Origin of the sequence: Thioalkalivibrio sp. ALE12, from assembly GCF_000381105.1 — a bacterium.
In the GTDB taxonomy this organism is placed as follows: Bacteria; Pseudomonadota; Gammaproteobacteria; order Ectothiorhodospirales; family Ectothiorhodospiraceae; genus Thioalkalivibrio.
The window spans coordinates 1-10245 of record NZ_KB905907.1; the positions used below are offsets into that span (position 1 = coordinate 1).

Genomic DNA, 10245 nt, shown 5'->3' on the forward strand with positions numbered 1-10245 from the left:
CGCGGGCCCATCACAAGCACATGAAGAGCACCAACATGCTCGAGCGGCTGAACGAGGAGATCCGCCGCCGGACCCGGGTGGTCCGGATCTTCCCCAACACCCACAGCTGTCTACGCCTGGTACGGGCCCTGGCCGTCGAAATCCACGAAGGCTGGCTGGAGGACAACCGCTACCTGAACATGGATCTGCTCAAAGAGCACAAGAAAATCCTGCTGAGGCAGGCCGAGGCCGCCTGAGCCATACCGACCAACCGAACATGGCTGACTCACTTCTGCACAACTTGACGCACACAACCAACAGCCCCCGAGGCCCACATCAGCGATCCAATCCACGAACCGACCGCCTGAACCCGATACCGCCGGCGATAGCGCCACCCCTAACCGATAGCGCCACCCCTAACTATTTTGTACAATCTGTACCTAATAGACAGAAGGGAACCGACATGCGTACCGTCAGCGCAAGCGAAGCCAAGCAGGGCTTGGCAGCCGTCATCGAATCCGCGCGCAAGGAGCCCGTCATCATCCAGCGCCAGAAACGCGATGTGGCCGTGGTCCTTTCGCCCGAAGAATACGAGCGCCTGGTCCACCTGAACGTGAATGAGTTCCGCCGGTTCTGCGACCAGATCGGTGGCAAGGCCGAAGCGGCCGGCCTGACCCAGGAAAAGCTCGACCAACTGCTAGGAGCCTGACGGACTTGGGACTGATCTGCTGCGCGTGCGGGAGAGCGGCCCCTTTTGCCGCTCTCCCTCGTTACATAGCCCCACTATGCGCCTCGAGAGACCGGCAAAACGGACTCGCTCTCCCCACACGCTCGCGACGATCGCCCAAGTCCGTCAGGCTCCTGGCCGATGACTGACCCCGCCCGGCAGGGCCGATGGGTACTGGACACCAACCTGCTCGTCAGTCGCCTCCTGGTTCCATCCGGCCCTGCGGCGCGGGCCGTTGACCACGCTCTCGACCGGGGCATTCTCCTGGTCTCGGAGGCCACCCTCGACGAGCTCGTCCAGGTTCTCTCGCGCCCCAAATTCGATCCCTACATCAGTCAAGCGGAGCGACAGCAGTTCATCCGCCTGCTGGGGGGCATTGCACGGTTCGTTGCGATCACCACCCCAATCACGGCCTGTCGCGATCCGAAAGACGACAAGTTCCTCGAAGTCGCCGTCCACGGCGAGGCCCATGCCATCGTCACCGGAGACGCCGACCTGCTCGACCTCGATCCCTTCCACGGCATCCGCATCCTCCGCCCAGCCGATCTACTCGCCCAGCGCTGAACCGCACCCGCACCAAAACCACTTGTCGGGCAGAGCCTTGTCCACCCTGTAGGAGCCGCCTTGGCGGCGAAGCACCTGCCAGCGCGTAATCCGCCCCGTCGCACCCCTGGCCCACCGGCCACCGCGCTGCGAAGAGCCGGGGTCGCCTCCAGTGACAAAACCCCCAAACAAACTGACCGCCCGCGTCACTTGGGGTGACCATTTTTGTCACGTGACACATCTGAACCGCCGTATGTCGTGACCCAAACCCCAAACCGAATGGCCACACAGCGCTGTTTATCCGGGTTCTGATGTTCCTGGCACACCCATTGCGTCTACTGAGACAGCTGCCCACGGGGTGGCCGGGCCTCCGGCCCAGCTTTCATCACATCAAGGGAGTACGACCATGCAGAAGAAGACCGCCCAGCAGGGCTTTACGCTTATCGAACTGATGATCGTTGTGGCGATCATCGGGATTCTGGCTGCGATTGCGCTGCCGGCTTATCAGGATTACACGGCGCGGGCTCAAATGTCTGAGGCTATGAGCCTTACCAGCGGTGCGCGCACCGCAGTTGCCGAGACATATGCGACCACTGGTGATTGGCCCAGCAACAATGACGAAGCCGGTCTCTCAACAGCCACCGAGATTACCGGTTCCTACGTTGAGTCAGTCACGGTTAGCGGCGATGGGGTTATTACCGCACAACTTTTCAACGCCGCTCCTGTTCAAAATCAGATTCGTGGAGACGATCTTGTGCTGACCCCCACTGACGAAGATGGCTCGGTATCGTGGGAATGCAGCGGTTCGGCCGACTCGAAATTCTATCCCGCATCCTGCCGTTAAGATAAGAAAACTGCTAGCAGGGTAAGGACGCCCTCTTGAGTTAAAAGGGGACAGATTTATTTTCCCCTCTCCAAACCCCGGCCTCGTGCCGGGGTTTTTTGTGCTGGTCCATCCTCCGGGACACCCACTTTGCCATAAGCCGCATTCGCCGAAGCCGCCTGGCTCAGACTCCGCTGCTACATCCCGCACTCCCTCACCCCCCAAATCGACCAGGATCCGCCTGGGTCGCCGCCGTGGCGTGTCCAGGACCGACCGCCAGGAGACACGAATTCCGTTCCCTTCCGAGTGGATCCGGCTCTCGCGATTGCGCGCACCGATTCTTGTACATACAATAAGTCAATGGAGATCGAGTTTGACGCAGACAAGGACGCTGCGAACCTCGCGAAACACGGGGTCTCACTTGGCGATGCCCTGAGCCTCGAATGGGATACGCTCCTGGCCATGGAAGACTGTCGGAAGAGCTATGGCGAGTGCCGAATGCTCGGATATGCATTGATGGGCAACCGCTTGTATTGCGTCGTATTCACCGATCGATCGTCCGTGCGGAGAATCATCAGCCTGCGCAAAGCCAACAACCGGGAGATTGCGCGTTATGTCGAAATCACTAACGCTACGTAGCGGTCGTCGGGTCGTCTTGAACGACTCCGACGAGGAATCGTCCATTCAGGCCGGAATCGATGCCGATTCAGAGACCCGGGAGCCTTCCGAAGACGAGACGAAAGCCCTGCGACGCGTCGGTCGCCCACCTCTGCCTGTGACTAAAGAGCGCATCACGATCCGTCTGTCGCCAGACGTCGTGGAAGCATTCCGCGCCACCGGAAAGGGTTGGCAGACGCGAATGGACTCGGCTTTGAAAGACTGGCTCAAGGACCATAGCCCGACTTCTAATAATCGTTAGTGCTCGGCTCTGCGGCAGGGGCCGGGCCTTCTGGAGCCGGACCTTCTGGAGCCGTGGAACGGGCCTTCTGGGACACCCACTTTCCTCGGCCGCCCAACTTCCTCGGCCGGTCCCTGCGAGGGCATACCGGAACCGCAGGCACACCCAGTTTGCTTGCCGTGCTCCTGAAAACCTTCAGGACAATGGCTATGCTATCGGCAGGAGCGCAACGGACATGCGTTCCGGCAGGCCTACTCCACGGAAGGAGTTCATCATGACCGAACCCCGCTCGACCCTCGTCTCTCTGGACGATACGCCCTGGTACCACGTGGTCTCGCGCTGCGTGCGGCGCGCCTTTCTGTGCGGCCACGATGCGCACACCGGCCGCTCCTTCGAACACCGGCGAGGCTGGATCGCCGACCGCATCAAGCAACTCGCTTCGGTATTCGCCATCGACATCGCGGCCTACGCGGTGATGAGCAACCACTTTCACATCGTCGTCCGGGTGGACGACACGCGGGTCCAGGGCCTGGGGCGGGACGAAGCCCTGAGTCGATGGACTCAACTCTTTGCCGGACCGACCCTGGTGCAGCGGTATCTGGCGGATGCGGAACGGCTCGGTCAAGCGGAAATCGAGCTCGTGGACGCTTGGGCGGAGACATATCGCTCGCGTCTGGCTGATCTTTCGTGGTTCATGCGCGTGCTGAACGAGTCGATCGCACGGCAAGCCAACGCCGAAGACGGGGTGACAGGACGCTTCTGGGAAGGACGCTTCAAGAGCCAGGCGCTCCTCGACGAACAAGCTGTCCTGACCGCCATGGCCTACGTTGACCTCAACCCCATCCGGGCCGGGATCGCGGATACACCCGAGCGTTCGGATTACACATCGGTTGCCGAGAGGGCCGACCTGCTCCTCAGGTTGGCCATGGACGACGACCCGCAAACCTGCGGGTCACCGAGGATCGATGCGGCCGATTCAACGAAAGGGTGCATGAGACGCTCGTACCGAATCGCCAGGGCGGTCGGACATCAGTGGCGTGCGGATCCACAGGATGCAGAATCCCTGAACCTCGAGTGGGCCCTGAATCGTCTGCCGGGTGCCCCGCTAATGCCATTCGATGCCACTGGCCGGACGGAACCGGCGGTGCCCTTTGGGTTCGAGGACTACCTGCAGCTCGTGGAGGCAACCGGCCGCGTGATCCGCGAAGACAAGCGCGGCTTCATTGATGGTGCAACCCCACCCTTGCTGGTACGTCTGGGAATCGACCCAGACCAGTTCATCCTCACCTCCAGCCGCTTGCTGCGGCAATTTGGCAGCGTGGTGGGGACACCGGGTCGCATCACGGCCCGGTGCGACGCGCGCCAGACCCGCTATCTGCGAGGCATCGGGGCCGCCCGCAAGCTCTTCCCCACTCGCGCTGCCTGACACCGTCGACCGCCATACAGATGCCAACGACCGGGATTCGCAGACGCTCTGCGCCATTAATATCCGCCGGGACACCCACATTGTTGGCTCAATTCGGCCCGAATGGAGATCGTAGCCTTGCTTCGGGACACGGACTTCGTCTCCGCCCATTACCGCTACGCTTCCCGGGAAGGTATGATATGACCATCTACATGGTCAGGAGAGTGCGGGATGTCCGAGCCAACGGTTAGCCTGGCGAATGCCAAAGCCCACCTGAGTGAGCTGGCGGAACGTGCTGCTGCAGGTGAATCCATTCTCATCACCAAGCGAGGCAAGGCCGTCGTACGCCTTTCCAGCGCCACCACACCCAGGAAGCCGATCGATGCGAATGTGCTCCGTGCAGTCACGGATACCCAGCACAACAGTACCGATGAGACCTTCATCCGTCGTATGCGTGATGATGCTCGCTACTGATGCGCTATCTGGATACCAGCGTCCTGGTGGCAGCCCTCACTCGCGAGCCCCGAACCGAGGACATGCAGAATTGGCTGGCGGCACAGGGCGCCGGTTCGCTGTGCCTCAGTGAGTGGGTGCTTACGGAGTTCTCCGCGGCCTTGTCCATGAAGGTTCGAATGGAGATCCTGACACCCCGGGAACGGGCGACCGTGCTTGGCGCATTTGCGGCGTTGCGGGAATCGTCACTCTCGACCCTGCCGGTCTCGTCTATCGATTACCACACCGCTGCCCTCTTCGCCGACGATCATGCCTCCGGGTTGCGCGCGGGCGACGCCGTTCACTTGGCCATTGCGTACAACCACGGCGTGGAACTTTGCTCCCTCGACAAGACGCTCGTGGCCGCTGCAGAACCCATGGGCGTGAATGCGACGCTGCTGTAGATTGCCGAGAATTCAGTTCTGCGGGACATCCACTTTGGCGACCATTCGTTGGCGCGGTGGCACATCCACTTTGGCGCGATGTCATCCCGGCCGGAGCGAAGCCAGGCGCCGGGATCTCCCGCGTAGAGGCAGCCCCAATCATCGAGATCCCGGATAACCGCTTCGCGGTTTGCGGGATGACCGGTGGGTGGGTGCGCTCTCTCAGGACACGCACTTTGATGCTGCGTCCTTTGTTGCTGGGCCCAATTCGACCGCAGGACACTGGGCGGAAGTTTACTTTTGGTTCCCCAAGCACCGGCGCGCGGTCGGGCATCTTATTGCCAGAGGCAGGATTCGCTGATGCACCTGGCAGTTTGGGCAGGTCCGGCGCGGGCGGGGGCTTCGCCTGCAAGCAGGCTCCGACCGCCCATCGCTCGCGAACGCAGGACTCGAACGCGACCGTACGGGACAAGCGCTAGGATTACCGGGACGTCCACTGGACCCGGAAGAACCTCGCGGACACCTCACCTGTTCTGCAGCACTACGGAGATGTCAGGATTGGGATCAAGAGTTACCGGGGCGTAGAACGAGAAAGGGCCGCCCCGGATTCCCTTCCTGGACGACCCTTTTGGGGCTTCCTTGCCCCGAGGCACAAGCTAACAGAACCGATGTGGATTGCCAGCCGCGTGGCGAACATTTCCATGAGCGGTCGATTTCGATCTCTTAGCGGTAGTTTTTGATGGAATATTTTTCCATTTCGCCGAAATCGCGGCAGCCACCCACGAGGGTCCAGCTACTCTCGATCGTGGGCCGTGGGTCGCTCCAGAGGGTCGGGGTGATGCTCACGCGGGCAGGGGCTTCGCGGCCGAGGCCGCTCCTACATGGCGTGGCGTTGCCGCTTCGGTCGGGCGGGCCAGGTGAAGCGTGTGGCTCGATGCGCAGTCCGCGCGTCAGGTCTGGAACAATTGGTTGGCGGGGGCGGGTCGGCCGAGGAGGTAGCCCTGGCCGGTGGCGCAGCCTTCGCGTAGCAGGAAGCTGCGCTGGGGTTCTTCCTCCACGCCTTCGGCGATCAGGTCCAGTTCCAGGGCGGCGGCCAGTGCGATGATGGCGCGGATGATGGATTCGTTGTGGCGGGAGTGGCCGATGTCGCGCACCAGGGACTGGTCGACCTTCAGGCGATGCAGCGGCAGGCGGCGCAGGTGCGCCAGGTTGGAGTAGCCGGAGCCGAAGTCGTCCATGGCCAGTCGGACCCCCAGGCTGTCCAGGCGGCGCAGGATCGCCAGGGCCCGTTCCGGGTCTTCCATGATCATGGTTTCGGTCAGTTCTACCTCGAGACGTTCCGGGGCGATGCCGTGGCGCTCGAGGGTCTCGCGCACGGTCGCAACCAGCGCCTCGTCATGGAGCTCGCGGGCCGAGAGGTTCACGGCCATCATGGGGATGTGTCGGCCCGCCGTGTCCCAGATGGCGAGCTGGCGACAGGCCGCTTCCAGCACCCAGCGGTCGATCGATACGATCAGCCCCGTCTCCTCCGCCAGCGGGATGAACTCCGCGGGGGATACCATGCCGCGGCGCGGATGGTTCCAGCGGACCAGGCTCTCCACCCCCACACACTCGCCACTGGCGAGGTCGAACTGGGGCTGGAAGTGGAGCACGAATTCCTCGTTGGCGATGGCCTGGCGCAGGTCGTTTTCCAGAAACAGTCGGTGCTCCGTCAGGGCGCCCATCTCCGGGGTGTAAGCGCACCAGCCGTCACCGCCACGGGCCCGCGCCGCCTGCATGGCCAGTTCGGCCGCGGTCAGCAGCTCCTCCCGGGTCTGGCCGTCGTCCGGGAAGCGGGCCACACCGGCGCTCACGGTGAGTACCAGGCTGCGCCCCGAGGTCTCGAAGGGGGCGCGCAGGGTATCCAGCAGGGTCTGCATGAAGGATTCCAGACCGTCGTGTTCCGGGGTCTCCGCAATCAGGCAGAATTCGTCCGCGCCGACGCGCGCGATGGTGTCCTGGGGTGTCAGCGTCTGGCCCAGGCGTTGCGCGATCCCCTGCAAGACGGTATCGCCCGCCGAGGTCCCCAGGGTCTCGTTGACGTTGCGGAAGCGGTCGAGGTCCAGCAGCACCACCCAGCGCGCCTCGCCATCGGCCATCGCGCGCTCCACCGTGTGCCCGAGGCGATCCTGCAGCAGCGTTCGGTTCGGCAGCCCGGTACGGGTATCGAAGTGCGAGATCTGGCGCAGCTGCTCCTTCTGCTCGATGCTGTCGGTCAGATCGGTCCAGGCGCCGACGATTTCCTGCTCGCCCCGACCGCTCGCGCCGGGGACCAGCCGCATCTCGTCGCGCACGTGGCGCAGCTTGCCCCAGCCATCAAACAGCCGGAATTCGCGCACCACCTCGCCGTCGGTCAGCAGCCGCTGATTCTCCTGCAGGGCACCGACCCGATCCTCGGGGTGCAGTTGCTGTTCCCACCAGCCGGGGCGCAGCGCGGCAGCCGGATCAACCCCGAACAGACGCTGAATGTTGGGACTCACCCACTGTGGCGTGAGATCCGAGGAGGCGAGCTGATAGATCACCGTCGGGCCGCTGTCGATCACATGCTCCAGCCGCTGGTTGGCGGCCGCCAGCTCCCGGGTACGTAGACGCACCTGCCAGCGCAACAGCAGTCCCGCGACCGCCAGGAGCAGCACCAGGCCCAGCGCGGAAAACAACGCCCAGCGGACCCAGCCCGGCAACCCGGGCGAATCATCCGCCAGCAGGGTCTCGGCAAGGGCCCGCTGATAGGGCGAATCCGCCAGGGGCTTCCATTGATCCAGATAGGCGTCGATCACGGCCAGGTACTCGCCATGCCGCTCCGGCGTGGCCGCGTAATAAAGGCCCACCTGGCCGAAGGTGATGGGGGTCTCCACCAGGCCGAAGGCCCTGGCATGCTGGCGACCGTAGAAGTTGTTGCTGACCGCCGCGACAGCCTCGCCTTCCCCAACCGCCGCGAGGACCGCCGGCAGGCTGGTGAAGGTGACCAGTTCGTACTCGAGGTCCGGATCGCGCATCTGCTCCTGTCGCAGATGGCTTTCCTGCACGGAGCCTTCCAGTACGGCGAGCCGCCGCGAGCCAAGCGCTTCCAGGCTGCTGAAGCCGGATTGCGGGAAGGCGTACACCTGGCTCCAGCCCTGCACGACCGGGATCTGGTGAAAGTCGAGAAACTCGTCGCGCATCTCGGTCAGGGCCACGTCCGGCATCAGGTCCAGCCGGCCCTGGCGCAGATCCAGCAGGCACTGAGCCCACTCGCAGGGGATATACTCGATCTGCCAGTGTTCGCGTCGGGCAATGGAGTCCAGCAGGTGCACGAACAGACCACCGGCCTCGCCCTGCGCGTCCACGCTAACCTTGGGCGCGTTGTCGTACACGCCTACCCGCAGTTCCGCCTCGGCGAACGCCTGCCCGGCCGGCAGCATTGCGAGCAAGCACGCGGCCGCCGCCCCCACGAGGGCCGTCCATGGCCTACGACATTGCGCCGGTTTACGGGATCGAGTCAGACCGGCGCCCGGAGGCATTGCATACTCGTCCGACACGTTAATCGAACTCCCTGGGCGGTATAGCCTCCAGCATAGTGCCACGGCTTTGATCCTGCTGCGCGCCGGCACCGGAGTCGCGCCTATTCCACCAGCACGCGATCCCGGCCGGCTGCCTTGGCCGCGTACATCAGGTTGTCCGCGCGCCCCAGCACATCGTCCAGCGTATCCCCCGCGCGGAATACCGTGATCCCGAACGAACCGGTGACCGGTACTCCCGCAATCGGCTCGGAAGCCAGGGCCGCCCGGCAGCGCTCGGCCAGCTGCTGCGCCTCGTGTGCTGAGGTCTCCGGCGCCACGATCAGGAACTCCTCCCCGCCCCAGCGGGCGACGAAGTCCGGCTCGCGCAGGTTGGCCTCCAGTCGACGCGCCACACCCTCGATCACGGCATCGCCACAGGCGTGACCATGCGCGTCGTTCACGGCCTTGAAGTGGTCGATATCCATGCCGATCACCGCGACGGGATGCCCGTAACGCGCCACGGCCGCGGCCTGGCGGTCCAGAAAGGCCTCCGCGGCCCGGCGATTCGCAAGTCCGGTCAGGGGGTCGGTGCGCGCGGCCCGCGCCATGGCCTCGGACCGGACCAGGGCATCCTTCACCGTGTCACGCATCGAGGTGGCAATACTGGCCAGCACCAGCAGCACACCGAGGAACAGGTGCACCCGCAACAGATAGACCGCCGTCTCGGTGGCAAGCGTACCGTCCAGGGCCTCCCCGATTACCCCGGCGAGCGCGATGAGCGACGCAACGATCAGGATAGCCAGCCCAGCGCGCAGACCCGCGCGGTGATCCAGCATCACGAACGCCGCGAGGATCACGATACCCACCGCCCAGTAATGCCCGCCGGCCAGGACCAGAAGACGGTCGTCCAGGGAACCCCCCGCATGAAAATGCCAGGCCAGCCGCGAGAGGACGATCGCGGCAACAAGAGCCAGCATCCAGGGCTCCAGCCGCGCGAGCCAGTCGGGCCGGCGCCAAAGGGTCAACCACAGGCCCGCCAGCAGTGCGGCAAAGAGCGGATAGAGGTACGCCAGGAACGGATCACCGGGACCGCGGATCGACCAGCTCAGCAGGAAGATCGCCACCCCGCCCGCCAGCGCCACCAGGTATACGAGGCGCTTGCGGGCCTGCAGTTGTGCCGCTTCGGCATGAGCACCGCCGCTGGATGGATCGACCATCGCCTGATCCCCGATCGGGCGGACGGACCGCCGCTGATGAATGGCTCCCGGGCCGACCCTCGCGCACGCCCCGGGGTGCCCCGAGCATGCCGGGCGTCATCACGCGGGACAATCCCGACCACGCAAAAGGCCGCCCGGGGGCGGCCTTTTGCAGCTACTGCAATGATGGAGGCTGGGGTCTCTACCCTATTTCAGCGGCAAGGCGTTGAATCGCGGGCGTCTCACGCCGGCTGATCGTCGCTTATACCCGCATTTTTACC

General features: G+C 64.1%; 11 protein-coding genes. 9 read left to right on the top strand and 2 right to left on the bottom strand.

Features of this window, described 5'->3' with window-relative positions; all coding sequences use genetic code 11:
- The 9 genes from F614_RS13880 to F614_RS0105915 all read left to right on the top strand — a co-directional run.
- A partial coding sequence (locus tag F614_RS13880) for a transposase (RefSeq protein ID WP_038035408.1) occupies positions 1–236 on the top strand: 236 nt, incomplete at its 5' end.
- 206 nt (positions 237–442) lie between these two features.
- The gene (locus F614_RS0105885) at positions 443–688 is read left to right on the top strand and encodes a type II toxin-antitoxin system Phd/YefM family antitoxin (RefSeq protein WP_018867979.1); all 246 of its coding nucleotides are present in this window, start codon (positions 443–445) and stop codon (positions 686–688) included.
- A 159-nt stretch (positions 689–847) separates the two neighbouring features.
- Positions 848–1270: a putative toxin-antitoxin system toxin component, PIN family gene (locus F614_RS0105890; protein WP_018867978.1), complete on the top strand. Its 423-nt coding sequence runs from the start codon at positions 848–850 to the stop codon at positions 1268–1270.
- Between the two features lie 385 nt (positions 1271–1655).
- The gene (locus F614_RS0105895; protein ID WP_018867977.1) at positions 1656–2093 is read left to right on the top strand and encodes a pilin; all 438 of its coding nucleotides are present in this window, start codon (positions 1656–1658) and stop codon (positions 2091–2093) included.
- A 339-nt stretch (positions 2094–2432) separates the two neighbouring features.
- A complete protein-coding gene (locus F614_RS0105900; protein ID WP_018867976.1) occupies positions 2433–2711 on the top strand; it encodes a BrnT family toxin in 279 nt (92 codons plus the stop codon).
- Complete coding sequence (locus tag F614_RS14375; protein ID WP_081619275.1) at positions 2686–2991, top strand: BrnA antitoxin family protein; 306 nt, start codon at positions 2686–2688, stop codon at positions 2989–2991. The genes F614_RS0105900 and F614_RS14375 overlap by 26 nt, the downstream gene beginning before the upstream one ends.
- 253 nt (positions 2992–3244) lie before the next feature.
- A complete protein-coding gene (locus tag F614_RS0105905) occupies positions 3245–4396 on the top strand; it encodes a transposase (protein WP_018867975.1) in 1152 nt (383 codons plus the stop codon).
- 210 nt (positions 4397–4606) lie between these two features.
- Complete coding sequence (locus F614_RS0105910) at positions 4607–4849, top strand: type II toxin-antitoxin system Phd/YefM family antitoxin (RefSeq protein ID WP_018867974.1); 243 nt, start codon at positions 4607–4609, stop codon at positions 4847–4849.
- A complete protein-coding gene (locus F614_RS0105915; RefSeq protein ID WP_018867973.1) occupies positions 4849–5271 on the top strand; it encodes a type II toxin-antitoxin system VapC family toxin in 423 nt (140 codons plus the stop codon). The genes F614_RS0105910 and F614_RS0105915 overlap by 1 nt, the downstream gene beginning before the upstream one ends.
- Before the next feature lie 929 nt (positions 5272–6200).
- On the opposite strand, the gene F614_RS0105920 is transcribed toward F614_RS0105915, so the two are convergent.
- Positions 6201–8690, bottom strand: coding sequence for an EAL domain-containing protein (locus F614_RS0105920; RefSeq protein WP_019558460.1), 2490 nt, complete (start codon positions 8688–8690; stop codon positions 6201–6203).
- A 200-nt stretch (positions 8691–8890) separates the two neighbouring features.
- Complete coding sequence (locus tag F614_RS0105925) at positions 8891–9985, bottom strand: diguanylate cyclase (protein ID WP_019558461.1); 1095 nt, start codon at positions 9983–9985, stop codon at positions 8891–8893.
- Positions 9986–10245: the final 260 nt, after the last annotated feature.

Excerpts from the sequence above, each read along its gene's own strand:
- F614_RS14375 (WP_081619275.1), top strand. The coding sequence starts at position 2,686 with ATGTCGAAATCACTAACGCTACGTAGCGGTCGTCGGGTCGTCTTGAAC.
- F614_RS0105890 (WP_018867978.1), top strand. The coding sequence starts at position 848 with ATGACTGACCCCGCCCGGCAGGGCCGATGGGTACTGGACACCAACCTG.
- F614_RS0105885 (WP_018867979.1), top strand. The coding sequence starts at position 443 with ATGCGTACCGTCAGCGCAAGCGAAGCCAAGCAGGGCTTGGCAGCCGTC.
- F614_RS0105925 (WP_019558461.1), bottom strand. The coding sequence starts at position 9,985 with ATGGTCGATCCATCCAGCGGCGGTGCTCATGCCGAAGCGGCACAACTG.
- F614_RS0105920 (WP_019558460.1), bottom strand. The coding sequence starts at position 8,690 with ATGCTGCCGGCCGGGCAGGCGTTCGCCGAGGCGGAACTGCGGGTAGGC.
- F614_RS0105895 (WP_018867977.1), top strand. The coding sequence starts at position 1,656 with ATGCAGAAGAAGACCGCCCAGCAGGGCTTTACGCTTATCGAACTGATG.
- F614_RS0105910 (WP_018867974.1), top strand. The coding sequence starts at position 4,607 with ATGTCCGAGCCAACGGTTAGCCTGGCGAATGCCAAAGCCCACCTGAGT.
- F614_RS0105905 (WP_018867975.1), top strand. The coding sequence starts at position 3,245 with ATGACCGAACCCCGCTCGACCCTCGTCTCTCTGGACGATACGCCCTGG.
- F614_RS0105900 (WP_018867976.1), top strand. The coding sequence starts at position 2,433 with ATGGAGATCGAGTTTGACGCAGACAAGGACGCTGCGAACCTCGCGAAA.
- F614_RS0105915 (WP_018867973.1), top strand. The coding sequence starts at position 4,849 with ATGCGCTATCTGGATACCAGCGTCCTGGTGGCAGCCCTCACTCGCGAG.